Origin of the sequence: Furfurilactobacillus milii (assembly GCF_009864005.1) — a bacterium.
Taxonomy (GTDB): domain Bacteria; phylum Bacillota; class Bacilli; order Lactobacillales; family Lactobacillaceae; genus Furfurilactobacillus; species Furfurilactobacillus rossiae_B.
On sequence record NZ_WEZQ01000014.1, the window covers coordinates 164,478 to 180,836 of the forward strand.

14 protein-coding genes are annotated in these 16,359 nt (G+C 41.5%); 7 read left to right on the forward strand and 7 right to left on the reverse strand.

Annotated features, from left to right (window positions below):
* Position 1: 1 nt before the first annotated feature.
* Positions 2–961, forward strand: a complete 960-nt coding sequence (locus GB993_RS08460; RefSeq protein ID WP_161003918.1) for a substrate-binding domain-containing protein — start codon at positions 2–4, stop codon at positions 959–961.
* A 227-nt stretch (positions 962–1,188) separates the two neighbouring features.
* Here GB993_RS08460 and GB993_RS08465 read toward each other — a convergent pair whose 3' ends face one another.
* The 3 genes from GB993_RS08465 to kduD are packed head-to-tail and all read right to left on the reverse strand — an operon-like array spanning position 1,189 to position 3,676.
* The gene (locus GB993_RS08465; RefSeq protein ID WP_161003919.1) at positions 1,189–1,851 is read right to left on the reverse strand and encodes a bifunctional 2-keto-4-hydroxyglutarate aldolase/2-keto-3-deoxy-6-phosphogluconate aldolase; all 663 of its coding nucleotides are present in this window, start codon (positions 1,849–1,851) and stop codon (positions 1,189–1,191) included.
* Positions 1,848–2,822, reverse strand: coding sequence for a sugar kinase (locus GB993_RS08470; RefSeq protein WP_161003920.1), 975 nt, complete (start codon positions 2,820–2,822; stop codon positions 1,848–1,850). Before GB993_RS08470 ends, GB993_RS08465 begins: the two co-directional genes overlap by 4 nt.
* 38 nt (positions 2,823–2,860) lie before the next feature.
* Positions 2,861–3,676: a 2-dehydro-3-deoxy-D-gluconate 5-dehydrogenase KduD gene (kduD, locus tag GB993_RS08475; RefSeq protein WP_162854085.1), complete on the reverse strand. Its 816-nt coding sequence runs from the start codon at positions 3,674–3,676 to the stop codon at positions 2,861–2,863.
* 504 nt (positions 3,677–4,180) lie between these two features.
* On the opposite strand from kduD, the gene GB993_RS08480 reads away from it, so the two are divergent.
* Entirely contained in the window at positions 4,181–5,572 is a 1,392-nt protein-coding gene (locus tag GB993_RS08480; protein ID WP_161003921.1) for a PTS galactitol transporter subunit IIC, read from the forward strand.
* A gap of 81 nt (positions 5,573–5,653) precedes the next feature.
* Here the strand turns inward: GB993_RS08480 and GB993_RS08485 are convergent, their stop codons facing one another.
* Complete coding sequence (locus GB993_RS08485; protein ID WP_161003922.1) at positions 5,654–6,415, reverse strand: IclR family transcriptional regulator; 762 nt, start codon at positions 6,413–6,415, stop codon at positions 5,654–5,656.
* A 160-nt stretch (positions 6,416–6,575) separates the two neighbouring features.
* Positions 6,576–7,616 (reverse strand): CdaR family transcriptional regulator, encoded by a 1,041-nt coding sequence (locus GB993_RS08490; RefSeq protein ID WP_161003923.1) that lies wholly within the window; start codon positions 7,614–7,616, stop codon positions 6,576–6,578.
* A gap of 193 nt (positions 7,617–7,809) precedes the next feature.
* On the opposite strand from GB993_RS08490, the gene GB993_RS08495 reads away from it, so the two are divergent.
* The 4 genes from GB993_RS08495 (at position 7,810) to GB993_RS08510 (ending at position 11,927) form a co-directional block, all read left to right on the forward strand.
* On the forward strand, positions 7,810–9,120 hold the full coding sequence (locus GB993_RS08495) for a GntP family permease (protein ID WP_161003924.1): 1,311 nt from the start codon (positions 7,810–7,812) through the stop codon (positions 9,118–9,120).
* A 12-nt stretch (positions 9,121–9,132) separates the two neighbouring features.
* Positions 9,133–10,275, forward strand: a complete 1,143-nt coding sequence (locus GB993_RS08500; protein ID WP_161003925.1) for a glycerate kinase family protein — start codon at positions 9,133–9,135, stop codon at positions 10,273–10,275.
* A gap of 337 nt (positions 10,276–10,612) precedes the next feature.
* On the forward strand, positions 10,613–11,551 hold the full coding sequence (locus GB993_RS08505) for a restriction endonuclease (RefSeq protein WP_161003926.1): 939 nt from the start codon (positions 10,613–10,615) through the stop codon (positions 11,549–11,551).
* A gap of 34 nt (positions 11,552–11,585) precedes the next feature.
* Positions 11,586–11,927 carry a hypothetical protein gene (locus GB993_RS08510; protein WP_161003927.1) on the forward strand — a complete coding sequence of 114 codons (342 nt, stop codon included), beginning with the start codon at positions 11,586–11,588 and terminating at the stop codon, positions 11,925–11,927.
* Between the two features lie 139 nt (positions 11,928–12,066).
* On the opposite strand, the gene GB993_RS08515 is transcribed toward GB993_RS08510, so the two are convergent.
* Both GB993_RS08515 and GB993_RS13265 read right to left on the reverse strand, forming a co-directional pair.
* Complete coding sequence (locus tag GB993_RS08515; RefSeq protein ID WP_238331633.1) at positions 12,067–12,612, reverse strand: restriction endonuclease subunit S; 546 nt, start codon at positions 12,610–12,612, stop codon at positions 12,067–12,069.
* Positions 12,552–13,169 (reverse strand): restriction endonuclease subunit S, encoded by a 618-nt coding sequence (locus GB993_RS13265; protein WP_161003928.1) that lies wholly within the window; start codon positions 13,167–13,169, stop codon positions 12,552–12,554. The genes GB993_RS08515 and GB993_RS13265 overlap by 61 nt, the downstream gene beginning before the upstream one ends.
* A gap of 49 nt (positions 13,170–13,218) precedes the next feature.
* Between GB993_RS13265 and GB993_RS08525 the strand changes: the two genes are divergently transcribed.
* The gene (locus tag GB993_RS08525; RefSeq protein ID WP_161003929.1) at positions 13,219–16,359 is read left to right on the forward strand and encodes a type I restriction endonuclease subunit R; all 3,141 of its coding nucleotides are present in this window, start codon (positions 13,219–13,221) and stop codon (positions 16,357–16,359) included.

Here is a 16,359-nt window from a genome sequence, read left to right on the forward strand (position 1 = left end):
CATGAAAAAGGGTAAACGATATGTACTTGTTCTAGTTGCGTTGTTTGCATTGAGTTCAATTATTTTAACCGGGTGTAAAGCAGTCTCATTAACACCGCCAACATTCGGTGGAACGCACACTACCAAGAAATCAAAGGACAAGCTGAAGGTTGGGGTATCACTCTCAACATTGAGCAACCCGTTCTTCATTTCTGTTCGTAACGGGATTAATGGTGTTGCCAAACAAAATGGCACTAAAACTGAAGTGTTTGATGCACAAAATGATAGTTCCAAACAATCCAGCGACATTGAAGATCTGATTCAGAAGAAGGTTGATGTTATCATCATTAACCCTGTTGACTCAGATGCCATTGTTCCTGCTGTTAAGGATGCAAACAACGCTGGTATTCCGGTTATCGCCTGTGATCGTGGATCTAACGGTGGGAAACTACTGACGACGGTTGCTTCTGATAACGTTAAAGCCGGTAAGATGGCTGCTCAGTACATGATGAGCAAAGTGCCAAAGGGCGGTCAGGTTGCTGAACTTGAGGGAACGCCTGGTGCGGATGCTGCCATTCAACGTGGTAAAGGATTCAATACCGCTGCCAAGAATAATCTGAAGATTGTGACGAAGCAAAGTGCAGATTTTGACCGTGCTAAGGGACTTTCCGTTATGGAAAATATTTTGCAGGCTCACTCATCTATCCAAGGTGTGTTTGCTCAAAATGATGAAATGGCACTCGGGGCCGTTAAAGCCATTAACAATCCTGATCTAGTTGTTGTTTCCATTGATGGTGAACCTCAAGGATTAACTGCTGTTAAGCAAGGCAAGATTTCTGGTATTATTGCCCAGTCACCAGAAGTTGAAGGACAGTTGGCCATCAAGGCTGCCTATGCACACTATCAAGGCAAGTCAGTACCTAAGCACACAACGTCACCAATTCACTTGGTTACGAAAGAAAATGTGTCTAAGTATAAATAGTCAGATGAATAACATTAAGGGGTAGATGATGTAATTCATTTCAACGGCATCGGTGATTTGTTTCTTAAATTCATCGATGCTATTTTTTGCGTTAGGTTCATAGCAACTAGTTATGCGGTGATGTGGGATCTGGTGTCAATTTGACAAACTAAAAAGGCCTTGGCAGAAAGCCCAAGAACCTTTGCGAAGAGATAAATCACATAAAACAGAACGGAGTATGGCTGGTATTAAACTGTTATAGCGTTTTTATCGTTGTTTGTTGCTTCAGTGTAAGCATGCATATAAGCTTCGGCATTTGCAGTAACAGCGTCATAGTCATCATTTTTTGCTGGGCCAACAAGGCCTCCACCCGCCCCAACAACAACAGCCCCCGCTTTAATCCAATCCTTCAAATTATCAGTGTTAACACCTCCAGAAGGCATTACATTAAGATACGGAAACGGTCCTTTGAATTCGGAAATTGCCATTGGTGTGGCTAATGCACCAGGAAATAGTTTGACAACCTCTGATCCATACTGCAAGGCTGTTTGCGCTTCGGTTGGTGTGAATATACCTGGCACGTACGGAATTTGATATAGGTTGCACATTTTTGCTACGTCAGTATCAAATGTTGGACTGACTATAAACTGAGCTCCTGCTATAATAGCGAGCCGAGCCGAAGCTGCATCAAGCACTGTTCCAGCACCAATAAGAGCATCGACACCATGCTTTTCAACTAGTTTACCGATTACTGTATCTGCATGAGGGACAGTGTAAGTTAGTTCTATTCCTCGAACACCACCGGCAATGACTGCGTCTGCAATTTTAACTGCTTTTTCTGCGGTTTCAGCGCGAACGACCGAAACAACACCTACCTCTGTCAGTTTCTTTAGTAGTTTTTCACGCTTCATATTTTTTCTCCCACTTGTCTATTATTCTTTTCATAGAATCTCTTTAATTCATTTCTCGTCGGATACCCATCGTTATCTCCACGCGATTCCACTGCTAATGCACCTATTGCACATGCTCGTTTCACAGCCTCTTTAATTTCTTTGCCCTCTAATAGCGCTGAAATGATGCCCACTGCAAAGCCATCACCCGCACCAACTGTATCAATAACACTGTTTACGTGAAATCCGGCAACGGTGTATGCAGGTCTGTTTCTTTCTTTGACGAATGCTCCATCAGGACCAAGCTTAACAACGACCGTTTGCGTAATTGAACTCTGATTTAGGTAAAAATTAGCGATGTCCACTGGGTCGTCTGATCCCATTAGTATTTGTCCTTCATGGATGCCTGGCATAACAACTGTTCCATGTTTTGCTAATTCATTAGTCGTAGCTATCATAGTGTTCTCTGATTGCCACAGGGAAGGGCGAAGATTGGGATCGAACGTTATGACACAGTTCTCATTTTCGACTTTAGCGATTAATTCCTTAGTTGCGGCTAATGATTGCGGTGATAGAGCTGCAAATATGCCACTGATATGTGTGATTCTGGTATCAGTTAAATCAACATGTGCTAAGTTCTCTTTGTCATAGTTGGCGGCGGCTGAATTTTTTCTGAAATAGTACGTTTGTGGGTCGCCATGGCTAACGCGCTGTTTTAAGTAGAATCCAGTCCATAGTTTAGAATTTATTTTAATGTGTGTTGTGTCAATTCCTGATAAACGAATGGCATCAAGGATGTATTGACCAAAAGGGTCATTGCCAATTGCCGAAACAAAACTGGTGGAGTGTCCTAAACGTCGAACACCGGTGGCAACATTTAATTCGGCCCCGGCCAAAAAGCGATTGAAATGACTAACGTCCGCTAGCTCTTGATTGATATCCTGGGATGCTAAAACGACCATTGGCTCTCCAATTGTAAGAAATTCACTCATTATCAAATCACTCCAGCAAAAGATTGAAATATTTATTTCTAACGAACTAAGTAACCACCATCTACTGGAATTACTGCACCATTGATGTAATTTGCAGCGTCACTGGAAAGATAAACGGCAATCCCCATTAATTCGAAAGGTTCGCCCCAATGACCAGCGGCAATACGACCAAGAATCTCTGCGTTACGTTTTTCATCGGCACGAATGGGTGCAGTGTTTGCAGTCTTAATATACCCAGGGGCAATTGCATTAACTTGAACATTATAAGCGGCCATTTCGCTGGCAAAAGCCTTAGTTAGTCCGGCAACACCATGTTTAGCTGCAGTGTACGAAGGAATAAACTTTCCTCCTTGGAAGGATAGCATGGAGCCAATGTTAATAATTTTTCCTGATTTCTGTTTAGCAAAAACCTTCGAAGCGGCTAAAGATAAGTGGTAAACGGCAGAAAGATTGATTGAAATGACCTTGTCCCAGTCCTTGTCCTTGGATTCTAAAATAGGATTTCGCTTAATCATGCCAGCGTTATTGATTAAGATATCTAAATGGCCAAATGTGTTGATGACTTTTTCAACAACTTTGTCGGCAATGCCAGGCTGTGTAAGATCTGTATCTAAAAATTCAACCTTATGACCGCGTTTTTCAATAAGGTCACGAGTTGCATCCCATCCATCTGTGCCGTGGGTGGCAATAAAAATGTCTGCTCCAGCCTCTGCCAATGCAACTGCGTAACCCTGTCCCAAGCCGGTATTTCCGCCTGTGATGAGTGCTACTTTTCCGCTTAAGCTAAACCAATCCATTTTAAATTTATTGAGTGCTGCCGTGATCTCGTCAATTTCATTTTGTGATTGTGTCATGTTTAGAATCCTCCATTTTAATATTTCCTTATAAGAAATAGTGTTTTCTATTTAGAAATCCCACAATCACAATAATGCGTTTTTGAAAATATTGCAATAGTTATTTTTAACAAACCGTATTTTTTCACGTTTTACAGCATTTTTTAAGTCAGCATAATGTTACAAATATAGTTCGAACCAAGTGGGAAATCACTGATAGTAATGCGTAGATCGCCGTATACTCGCGCTTTTAAGATGCATATAAGGTGTGCAAATTAGTCAATTCTGTATTTTAAAAGTAGACGGGAAATCTACTATACACTTCTGCGAGGCATAGTAGATTGGCTACTTAGACAGCAAGTCAAGGAATCAACGAAATAGTATTATATTTTTTGAAAAGGCTTGCAAAAGGAACGTGTGACCTTCTATACTATGATTGTAATTTCGTTTTAAGAACTAGCATTTCTTTATAAGAAATCCCAAAATTTCGCACTTTTATTAAAGAAACGAAAGGACTTAATTACAATGCAAGTTATTAATTACATCATGTCCCTTGGGGCTAGTGTTATGATGCCAATCATATTTCTTATTTTTGGGTTGCTACTCGGAATGGGCCTTGGAAAGTCACTCAAGGCCGGACTATCTGTTGGTGTTGGGTTTGTTGGCTTAAACGTGATTACGCAATTATTGGCGACTAATCTTGGGCCCGCTGTTAATCAGATGGTCAAGTTATATCATCTACATTTACACACGTTGGATATTGGATGGCCAGCGGCTTCTGCAGTAGCATTTGGTACAAAAGTTGGTGCCATTATCATTCCATTGGGACTGGGCATCAACGTGTTAATGTTGCTGACTAAGACTACTAAGACACTTAATATCGATCTTTGGAACTATTGGCACTTTGCATTTATTGGATCGATTGTGTCCATTGCAACAAAGAGTTTCTGGTGGGGAATTTTTGCTGCTATCTCCGTATTTATTGTTACCTTGGTCGGGGCGGACCGATCTCAAAAAGCTGTCGAATCATTTTATGGTAAAGATCTTGAGGGTATCTCGATTCCACAAGCATTTTGTGTTTCATTCATTCCATTTGCTATTGTGACGGATTGGATTGTAGAACATATTCCCGGATTGAATAAGGTTGATTTAGATGCCGACAAAATGAAAAAAAGGTTCGGTATCATGGGGGATCCTATTTTCCTAGGTGTAGTTATTGGCATTTTATTGGGATTTCTAGCACGATATCCAGTTGCAAAAACTTTGCAGTTGGGAATTATCCTAAGTGCCGTTATGGTATTGATTCCGCGAATCACTTCATTGTTTATTGAAGGACTAAGTCCAATTTCAAAACGATCGCAGGAGCTTATTTCTAAACATTTCAAGGGTCGTTCATTTAACATCGGGATGACGCCTGCGTTAGTGATTGGACATCCAACAACTTTAGTGGTGTCATTACTCCTTGTGCCAATGATCTTATTCTTGTCGATCATTATTCCTGGAAATGAATTTCTGCCCCTAGCCAGCTTGTCTGGCTTGATTTACCTATTTCCACTTGTACTTCCTTACACTCATGGCAATGTGTTACGAACTTTTCTAACCGGCTTGATTTCACTAGTTGTAGGTGTTCTTTCGGCCACGAGTTTAGCAGCTATTTTTACTGCGGCTGTAAAACTAGTCCAAAAGAATTTGATTCCAGTAGGGACAACTTCAGTTGCAAGTATCGACTTTGCAGCAAGTCCCTTGGCATGGATTACTTATTTCTTCACGAATAATCTAGCCGGTATTGGTGCTGGTATCTTAGCTATCTGCGCTGTGTTATTGATGATTTATAACCGTCGCAAGATTGTCGATGAACAGGGCGTTTCTAGCAAAAAAGATAGTAAGATTACAAATTCGGAAAGTTCAATCAATTAATTGATTTTTGAATCTATACAAAAAAGACCAAATCGCCTTCAAAATAGAAGGAGGTCTGGTCTTTTTCATATTCGGTGCATTTTATATTTTATCTATGATTTCTTTTTGAGCTGCCTTAGCGAGTTGAACTATCTTTTTTCGCTTTTCAGAGCCCATGCGAAATTTTGGAGCCGTGATACTGAAGGCACCATAAATTTTTTGATATTTAGTAATAACAAAACCGACGCAAAAGATATCAACTTCATTTTCTTCATCGTCAACAGAATAGCCACGTCCTTTAGTAGTCTGTAAATCGGCAATTAATGCATCAGAGGTTGTGATAGTGTTCGGTGTGACTTTTTTTAGATCGGTGTGATCAAGATAATCAGCCATTTCTGTATCTGAATAGGCTGACAAGATGGCTTTTCCCATCGAAGATGAATACATATTCATTCGACCACCAATTCTAGATTTTAAAAAGATGCTTTGTGGACTTTCAAATTTGTCTAGAAGCACAATTTCATTGTCATTGACGATACCTAAATTAATCGTTTCGCCTGTACTATCGCGAAGGCGAGATAACGTTGGCGTCACAATTGATCGAATATCAAATTCTTCAGATGCCTTTTCACCATAGGCAAGCAATGATACATCTAAAAAGTAGGCTTTAGTGTTTTCATCTCGTGTCACAAATTTTAGTGCTTCCAGTGTAGTTAAAATCTTTAACGTTGTTGGTTTTGTCATGCCAATCCCATCGCTTATTTCCTTAAGCGTAGGGGCGGTTTCAGAGTTCAATAAGTAATCGAGAATTTCTTTGGCACGAATGAGTACAGTACCGTAGAGTTTATTAGTAGATTCAGACATTGAATTCAGCCTTTCCGTTTCTTATTTAGAAATGATAACTCTAGAATTGTAAGCCATTTTTATCGAGACGTCACGAGGTAAGTAGACTGAATCTTAAGTTTTTCTAATTGAATCTAAATTAACAAAAATACTATTTGTGGAAGTTTAACTAAAAAGGTTTCTAACTATTAAGCTTAATCAGCAAACTGCCAATATAAAGTTCCACAAGATCCTTAAAGTTCCGTGGATTCAGTCCCGTTTCTTCGTGAATTTTGTTCAGCTGGTAGCTAAGCGTGTTGCGATGAATGTGCAGGTTAGTGGCTGCGTGTACTAAATTGCCGTTAGCATCGATAAATGCATCCAGTGTTTTGAAAAGCTCTCCCTGATCACCGTCAATGGTAGCGTTGCGCAGTCGTTCAAGGGTATCGGGGATAATCAATTTACTATTGGCGATTGCGCTGATAAACTGAACCTGTTCAAACGAAATTAGGCTCGGATCGGCTAGTTTTGTTTGAATATCAATGACCTGTAAGGCCTGATTGACCGTCGTTTTAATAAGGTTCGTTTTGGTGCCGATCCCAATGGCAATATGGTTGTCCTTGGCGAAACTAGTTAACCGTTTAATCGTTGTGTCGTAGGCAGTTAAAACGAGGCTGGTGTTGTCACTCAACTGAAGTAAGTAATCCGCAGTATCCATGGGAATTTGCGGCAGGTGGGTGGCGTGCAGGGCTAGGGCTACTCTTGGTTGTTCAACATGGATACCCAATTGTTCAGCTTCCAAGTACAAGGATGAACTTTTAGAAATGATGGTTTTCGTTTGAATCCACTGATGTAGGAAACGATTTAGACGGGAGGTGTGTTCCTGACGAATGGCGTCCGTTTGCGCTTGAGAAATCAACAGTTCCGTTGCAGTGCTCAATAAAGATGCCAATGGTGTAACTTTCTCCGGATCGCCAGTAATCCCGATGACGCCAATAATTTGGTGATTAAACACAACCGGTGAATTGACGCCAGGTTGACCGTGTTCGCCATATGATTCGGCCATTGGTAATGACTGGCCCGAGCTAATTGCTTCAACGGCGCCGCGATGGAGTGATCCAATTCGCTTTTTATCACCACTAGCGATGATGGTGCCGGTTTCATCCATCATATTGATATTGTAAGGAATCTGTTTCATCATCTTATCTACGATTGACTGTGCAAGAGCTGGCTCAAGCTTCATTTAAATCACCCCGATTAACAGCGTTTGATTAGCGCTAGTTCCCTATAGTTATCTTAAGACATCTAAGTATTGTGAATGAATATGCAAAGTGACCAAATTCACACAACATTTTTGGCAGTTTGATACTGTTTTATGTAACCGCTTTAACGTAAAGTATACCGTAAAGTTAGTAATCTATTTGGAGGGATGTACTGTGGTAAACGTAACGGTGAGTTGGATCGGTGCGCTGGTTGGGTTAGCTTTAGCCATTATTTTGATTTTACGTAAACTCAACCCAGTGTACTCGTTATTATTGGGGACGATTGTCGGCGCCATTATCGGAGGTGCCAACTTGGTTCAAACGGTGAATATTGTGGTCGCCGGAACCCAAAGTGTGATGGGGACGGTGGTGCGCGTGTTGGCTGCTGGTGTGCTGGCTGGTGTCATGATGGAATCTGGCGCCGCTAACACGATTGCCAAGACGATTGTGAACAAACTTGGTGAGGGGCTGGCGATATTCTCGCTCGCCTTATCAACGATGATTATCACAGCGGTTGGTGTCTTTATCCCAGTTGCTGTGTTGATTGTCGCACCGATTGCGCTTGAAGTTGGTAGCCGCATGAAGATTTCCAAACTGGCGCTACTGGTTGCCCTGTCTGGCGGCGGTAAAGCTGGTAACATCATTTCGCCCAATCCGAACACGATTGCGGCTGCGCGTGGCTTCCATTTGCAACTGAGTTCTGTGATGGTAGCGGACTTTGTGCCAGCGTTGTTTGGTCTTGCAATGGCCGTTTTGCTGGCGACCGTTTTGAAGAATCATGGCGACATTGCCAGCATGGCGGATGTTGAAGCAAATCAAGACACGGGTGCGACGCCTGATCCAGATAATTTGCCATCGTTTCGGTCTGCCATCGTTGCGCCACTTGTGGCGGTTATCTTGTTGCTGATTAATCCAATCGGCAGCATTTTGCACATCGCTGTCCTGCAGAAGTTCCAGGTTGACGCGATGTACATTCTACCGTTGGCTGGAGTGCTGGGGATGTTTGCCATGCATCAAGGTCGACAGATTCTTGCCTACACTAAGTCAGGTATGGATCGAATGACTGATGTTGTGCTTATCTTGATTGGTGCCGGTGCTATTGGGGGTCTGATTACCGCCTCAACTTTGCCAGCCGTTATCGTTCATTTGATCAAGATTTCTGGTATCTCTGGCACGTTCTTGGCACCAATCGCCGGAATTCTGATGGCTGCTGCAACAGCTTCGACCTCAACCGGTGTCATTCTCGCGACCGGTTCGTTTGGCAAAGCCATTCTGGCCTTCGGAACCGTGCCACTGGCAGCCGCTGTGATGGTTCATACCGGTGCAACGGTGATTGACCACCTGCCACAAGGAAACTACTTCCACGTCACCGCCAACGCGATGAATATGGATCTGAAGGCGCGGATGAAGTCTGTTCCGTATGAAACAGCCGTTGGTCTGACGATGACCATTGTCGGCACGCTTATGTATGGGTTCTTACTCTAGGAGGACAACAAAATGAAATTTGTGATTGCACCAGACTCATTTAAAGGAAGCCTCACTGCCAAGGAAGCAGCAGATGCAATCGAGACCGGTATCAAACGGATTTTCCCAGATGCCGACTACGAAAACGTGCCCATGGCCGATGGCGGCGAGGGCACTGTCCAATCGCTGGTCGATGCAACGCATGGCACGTTCAGGACGATTGACGTTCTGAATCCACTGCAAGAGACCGTTCCTGCTGAGTATGGCATCTTGGGCGATGGCCAAACAGCTGTGATTGAAATGGCAGCCGCCAGCGGTATTCAGTTTGTTAACGACGAAACAAAGAACCCACTGATTACCACGACTTACGGCACCGGTCAGCTGATTGCGGATGCGTTGCAACGTGGCGCTACTGAAATTATCATCGGTATTGGTGGCAGTGCGACCACAGATGGCGGTGCGGGGATGGCCGAGGCGTTAGGTGCCAAGTTCTTAGATGCCTCTGGGGAGCCAGTTAAGCGTGGCGGCGGTGGATTAGCTGACTTGGCGACTATTGATGTCAGTGGCATGAATCCACTGCTTAAGAACGCCCATATTCGAATTGCTTCTGACGTTACGAATCCGCTGGTTGGTAAAACTGGTTCCGCCGCTGTGTTTGGTCCTCAGAAAGGTGCCACACCTGAGATGGTAAAACAGTTGGATGCAAATTTAGCGCATTACGCTAATGTATTGAAGGTGACGCTTGGTGTCGACTTGGCCGATTACCCTGGTGCCGGAGCTGCTGGCGGTTTGGGCGCTGGACTGCTCGCCTTTACCAACGCCAAGATGGAAAAGGGCGTTGAGATTGTCGTTCAAATGACTAAGTTGAAAGAACGTGCTAAAGACGCTGACTTCGTCTTCACTGGTGAAGGCGGCATCGATTTCCAGACCCAGTATGGGAAGACGCCGATGGGTACGGCACAAGCTGCTCATAGCGTGAGCGACCATGTGACGGTTATCGCTTTAGCCGGTAATGTTGGGAAGGGCATTGATCAGCTGTATGACCTCGGGATTGACGTTGTGATGGGGATACTGCCTGGGGTTGAGGATTTACCGACCGCGGTTGCCCATGCGAAGGAAAATTTGACGAATACTGCGGAGAATGTGGCGCGATTGATTAAACAAACCTTAAAATAACAGAGTACTAAAAGCCAAACAGGAAGATTTTACTAGCAGTCGTAAAATTTCCCTGTTTTTTGCATTTGATATACCATATTAATTTTAAAAAATGATCGAGAAAGTATAGATGTCCATTTACTTCAATAAAAGATCACAAATTTTATTTTACCCTATGATTTTGGTCAAATTTGGAGATTAAGATGTTTCAAGTAAATGGTGAATCATTAAATAATCAAGTGATATCAGCGGGTTATCCATTAGTCTCTAATTGTTGTGAACGCTTATAACTTTGTTTCAATATAGAGCGACAAAAGATAGAATGAATTAGTAGAAAAATGGAAAAGGTGAACATGTAATGAAGAGTGATTTTAAAGTTCCGGGCTATACAGACAGTGTAGCGAGAGAAAATATTGTCATGAAGGCATTAGTTGCTGCCCTTCAGGATGCTGGTGGGAAGTTGAATAAAAAAGAAGCACGTAATCAGCTGCCTAAGTTTGACAAGAGAATTACCGACGATGTTCTATGGTATGCAAAGCCCGCCCCTAAAAGGGGCGGCACCTATATTCCGTTTACTTTTACAATATCATGGGCGGCGAGGCATTTAGCACTGGCAGGCTACCTGATTGATGAACGAATGAAACCTTACGTTTTGACGGACAAAGGATTGAAGGCAGATGTCAGCAAGCTCAGTGGGGAGAAAGTTCGAAAAATTTCACAGCCGCTGTTGGATGAAATTCAGGCAGAGAAAAAGAAGAATAAAGACTCAATTCAAGAGGTTGAAAAGAAAGAATCAAAAGAAAGCGAAGATTCTGCTTCAGAGCTTCCTGATGAAACTGAAACTTGGAAAGATCAACTAAAAGCTCAGTTAGGGGTTATGAATCCATATCAATTTGAAAAATTCAGCCGTCGCTTAATTAAAGAGATGGGTGCAGAAATAGATGATAGTCTAGGAATTCAAAAATCGCGAGACGGCGGGATAGACGGCTATGCTTACTTTAAAACTGATGGCTTTCGAACAATTCGGGTAGCCATTCAATCGAAACGGTACAATCATCAAGTAGGTGATAACGCAGTTCGTGATTTTCGTGGGGCAATTCAAAATGGTACGGAGTATGGTATTTTAATTGCGACCAACTACTTTTCAGATTCGGCACAAAGGGAAGCCAAAGATCCCTCAAAAAGCACGCCAATAACGTTGCTAGATATAGAGGATATTGTGGACTTGGTGGAAAAGTATCAATTATTTTTGAACAGAATTGAAACATTTGAGCTGGGTTCTTTTTATTTTGAGTAGGGTAAAGTGAAAAATAATATGAGGAGTTACATCAATGACAGAATTTGAAAAAATCGCTCAAGTTTTTAGCATTAGGTTAAAAAATCCAATTGGACAGGTCTATGCATCATTACCAAACTCAACGTACAAAATTTGGATGCCTTGGTTGGATAATAAACTACATGGACAGTGGCTTAATGAATGGGATGAAAGTGCTCAGGAGATTCGAGAGACTAATGAAGATGTTTTATTAAAGTCAGGATCAGAGTTAAAAATCGATGTTGGGGAAAAAAGGCTAGTTTGGGGACGATTTGAGGATGGGCCCAAATTTATAGGTGTCTTTCAGTATCAAGAGGATAAGAGTAGAAAAGGCATTAGAATTTACAAAAAAATTTAAAGTCAAACTTGTTGATATTGTTCAATATATCGTTTTACAAACTGAATTGAAAATGGAGTCAGACCTAGTTGTGTTAAAAAAAGCAAGGTCTGACTTTTTTGAGCAAATTTTAATCTAAAAGTGAAATATTATACATAATTTATTGCCACCGATGCTGGTTTACAGTAATGAGTTTATCTAGTTTTTGAAATAATCTGCCAATGTCTCTTTGTTCTGAATTTTGAGGCAAATCAACATCAAATTCTGAAAAGATAGATATCCAATGTCTTTCATGACTAGTAGGAATAAACTTTATGTTTTGCAAAACAAAGTACAGAAAATAAATACTATCAGTTGAAATGGTTTTATTTAAAATCTTTATAGCTGAGCTCTTTACCTTAAACGAAAAGGTTACAAAATGTGAGCCAGTCGTAAAATCGTCGAATATTATAACTGGATTGTCTTTGCTCGCCTTCCTAATTCCATTAACCTCATTCGTGTAGCCTAAGATAAATGTCTTGCCAGCCGTTAAAACTGGAGTTTTGAAACTTTTGTTGTAGTCAGTATTCTTAACGAGGTATTTTGTCGGCTGCTCATAGTTGAGAGCATCGCCCAACCTACGCTTCTGCCATGTAATCAGGATTTTTAAGTTGAAAAGCATCGTTCTGTTGGCAAAATTTGATGATCTTTGAATTGAATTTTGCATAATTTTACATACTGTAAATTACGCTGGTTTACAGCTATCAGATTGTCTATCTTTTTTAAAGCAATAAAAATTTTGTCTTGTTCCACTGAATTTGGCAAAGTTACAGGAATGTTTTCTAAGTCATTCGAATTTATAGCATCAAAGGTGGAACCACTACTAACTCTTTCCCAATAATGAGAAGTGTTTAAGTATTGGAAAACATAATACAATATTGCAGGACCGGTTATGCCTGCGACTCCACGGCCTAAAACAACGCAAGAATTTGTAATGGCTACTTGTCCCACCGGTGCACGAACTGTCAAGATGAGAGCATTTGATCGAGCCATTTTAGTTATCTGTTTGGTCCACACTCTGGGAACAATTTGGCCTAGATGCAGATCAGCATTACCTTGAACTAATATCGAGTCGTTTGTATCAGTCGTATAATTCTTGCTTGAAGGAGATTGACCCATTATGATTGAAGCAATTTCACTCAGACTACGCTTCTGCCAAGTATTCAGAATTGCAATGTTGCAAATATTCAAAAAAACGTTTGAGAAGTATTCATCATAGTGCATAATTAAGGTGTTTGGTAATAGTGTAAACACCTAGAAACGGAGTAATAGCATGGCCGGAGAGCTTCACTTTGAAAATGAATTAGTAGAGTATTTGCAACGAATCGGTGGGGTAAAACAGTGGAAGTATGAACCTTCTATAAAGACAACCGATGAATTGTGGGAAAACTTTCGCCGCATCCTGCAGCAGAACAACCAGGAGCGGTTAGATGGCCCTCTATCGGACACTGAGTTTAATCAAGTCAAAAAGATCATAAATAATATACACACGCCATATCAGGCGGGCCAATTTTTATACGGGTTAAACGGGAAATCTGAGATTGAAATTGATACCGACTCTGGTCGTCATGTGTATTTAATTGTATTTGATCAGAAGCAAGTAGGCGCTGGTAACACGGTTTACCAGATTGTTAATCAAATTGAACGTGATCCAGTTCAGGCTGGTCGTCCGCGCCGCCGCTTCGATGTGACACTTTTGATCAATGGTTTGCCGATTATTCAAATAGAAGAGAAATCGGACACAAATGACGTAAATGAAGCTTTAAATCAGATGAATCAGTATATTGACGAACAACAATACCGGGATATTTATTCAACTTTGCAAATTTTGGTAGCCATTACACCAAATGACGTTCGGTATATGGCGAATACGACTGCCGGCATGTTCAACAAGAACTTTGCATTCAAATGGCAGGACAAGGATACGAATAAGCCTGTACGGGATTGGAAAACATTTGCCAACAGCATGCTGTCAATTCCAATGGCGCATCAAATGGCTACAAATTATATGATTTTAGATGGCACTAAAAACAAGCAGATGTTAAAGGTTATGCGCCCATATCAGGTGTACGCCACGCGTCGTGTCATTGAAGAGATTAAGAAGCATGATTTTAGTTATGCCGGTAAAAATAACGAGAACAATAAGATTGGTTATGTATGGCACACAACTGGTTCTGGGAAAACGATAAGCTCCTTTAAGGCCGCGTGGTTGGCCAGTAAGCTGCCTAATGTTGATAAGGTTGTGTTTGTGGTTGACCGAATCGCATTAACGTCGCAAACGGCAGACAATTATCGCGCATATGACCCAGAAAACGAGACTGGCAATTCAGAGATTAATGGCGTTGTCAGCGATACAGCTAACGTAGGCGCATTGCGCCGGCAATTGAAGAGTGACGCTAATGGCATCATTGTCACGAGTGTTCAGAAACTGGGAATTTTGGCAAAGAATGAACGGTATCAAGCACCTGATAAGAACATTGTATTCATTGTTGATGAAGCACACCGTTCCACAGCAGGTGACAATTTTCATAAGATTCAAAATAAGTTTAAGCGTGCTGCGTGGGTCGGCTATACTGGAACGCCAATGTTCGACGATACGACAAAGGGGCTACGTACAGAAGATATTTTTGGGCAGCCACTGCATACCTATACAATTCGTGAAGCTATTGCGGATGGCAACGTATTAGGATTTAAAGTCGATTTTCAAACAACGATCTCTCAGGAACAAATGGAAAATGAGTATTTACCAGCTTTCTACAGTGAACGCTATCCCGAGTGGACAGAAGCTCAGATTAAAACTAAGATTGCTCACTTAACGCCTGAAGATATTGACGACAGCATAGAACCTAGTTTTTATGACAATAACGATCAGCATATTAAGTTGGTCGTAGAAGATATTTTTAAAAACTGGCGAAATCGTTCAAATGATGGTATGTACAATGCCTTGTTTACAACTCACGTCGGCGGTGGAAAGGCCAGCACACCAATGGCCATGAAGTATTATAGAGAATTCAAACGCGTTAACTCTCTCCGGGCAATCGAAGGCCAGCCAACATTGAAAGTTGGAATCACGTTTAGTGCCAACACAAGTAATTCCGATACTATGATTGCGACAAATGACGATCTAATTGAAGCAATTAATGACTATAATGATACTTTTGACAAATCCTTTGGATTGGACGACGTCACTGGATATACAGCAGATGTAACTAGTAGATTAAACCGGACCGCAGATGATGGTCAGTTTTTGGATATCGTGATTGTCGTTGACCAGCTTTTAACCGGATTTGATGCACCACAGATGAATACGCTGTATGTAGATAGAACTTTGCATGATGCAGGTTTAATTCAGGCATATTCACGAACAAATCGAATTGAAAATCGTGAAACGAAACCGTTTGGACGCATTGTTAATTATAGGTGGCCTGTACAAAACGAAGCGCTAATGAACAAGGCCTTAGCCATATATGCTAATAAAGACTCAGCAAGATTATCTGAGGATGAGCAGCGAGATAGAAATACGGGCGACGGTGTTTTAGCAAAACCATTTGAAGATCAACTGACAGATGTGAAAAAGACTGTGTCAAAGTTACGTGACTTAACTGATGATTTTGTTCAAATTTCTCCCAGCGAAGCAAAGCAAGAAGAAACGTATAAATTGATGCGAGAATATAACGCAGGTATCGCTAAATTGAAGCAGTATGATCCACAGTCTGATGGTGAAGGATTTGATTACGACGAACCGGAAGAACTAGTGAAAGCTGTTGGAATGTCACCTGATGAAGAGAAAACATTAACACATGCGCTGGCAAATGAACTGAAAGAAAAGATTGCCAAAATTCGACACGTTAGTCAACTGGAGCTTGATTTAAGAATGGAACACATTAAAGATGTTGAGGTCAATTATGATTACCTCGATGAATTAGTATCTGATTTGATGAACCAGGTCAACGAAGAAGAGCACGTTAAAGTGCTGTCGACAAAAAATCAAATTTTGGATTTTGCTAAATCAATGGACGACAGAGTCATGGCTAAGAAAATTACGACTTTCATTGAGCAAGCCATTAGTGGAGACCTTATTGCCGATAATTATCCTGTTTCACCTGATGAAAGTTCAGCACTGATCGATCGTGCTCATCAGCGGTCAATCGATCACCAACTACAAGATTTTAGGGTCAAGTGGGGAATTGTGGACGATATTAAAGGTTCCGAAATGAGCTCATGGTTGCTAACTCATGCAGAGGGTGCCGATGATCTTGATCGGTCTGGTCAATTGTCAACGTTACTGAGAGATGGTAGTGAACACTATAAAACATTGGCGGATAGTGAAGTTGCGTCACTGAGCAAGATCAAATACAGGAATCAATTACGAGAAGCTATTAAAACACTTGCAGATCAGTTAAATGAGGTTTAG

Coding starts and splice junctions, on each gene's coding strand:
- GB993_RS08460 (WP_161003918.1), top strand. CDS start 2: ATGAAAAAGGGTAAACGATATGTACTTGTTCTAGTTGCGTTGTTTGCA.
- GB993_RS08465 (WP_161003919.1), bottom strand. CDS start 1,851: ATGAAGCGTGAAAAACTACTAAAGAAACTGACAGAGGTAGGTGTTGTT.
- GB993_RS08470 (WP_161003920.1), bottom strand. CDS start 2,822: ATGAGTGAATTTCTTACAATTGGAGAGCCAATGGTCGTTTTAGCATCC.
- kduD (WP_162854085.1), bottom strand. CDS start 3,676: ATGACACAATCACAAAATGAAATTGACGAGATCACGGCAGCACTCAAT.
- GB993_RS08480 (WP_161003921.1), top strand. CDS start 4,181: ATGCAAGTTATTAATTACATCATGTCCCTTGGGGCTAGTGTTATGATG.
- GB993_RS08485 (WP_161003922.1), bottom strand. CDS start 6,415: ATGTCTGAATCTACTAATAAACTCTACGGTACTGTACTCATTCGTGCC.
- GB993_RS08490 (WP_161003923.1), bottom strand. CDS start 7,616: ATGAAGCTTGAGCCAGCTCTTGCACAGTCAATCGTAGATAAGATGATG.
- GB993_RS08500 (WP_161003925.1), top strand. CDS start 9,133: ATGAAATTTGTGATTGCACCAGACTCATTTAAAGGAAGCCTCACTGCC.
- GB993_RS08505 (WP_161003926.1), top strand. CDS start 10,613: ATGAAGAGTGATTTTAAAGTTCCGGGCTATACAGACAGTGTAGCGAGA.
- GB993_RS08510 (WP_161003927.1), top strand. CDS start 11,586: ATGACAGAATTTGAAAAAATCGCTCAAGTTTTTAGCATTAGGTTAAAA.
- GB993_RS08515 (WP_238331633.1), bottom strand. CDS start 12,612: ATGCAAAATTCAATTCAAAGATCATCAAATTTTGCCAACAGAACGATG.
- GB993_RS13265 (WP_161003928.1), bottom strand. CDS start 13,169: ATGCACTATGATGAATACTTCTCAAACGTTTTTTTGAATATTTGCAAC.
- GB993_RS08525 (WP_161003929.1), top strand. CDS start 13,219: ATGGCCGGAGAGCTTCACTTTGAAAATGAATTAGTAGAGTATTTGCAA.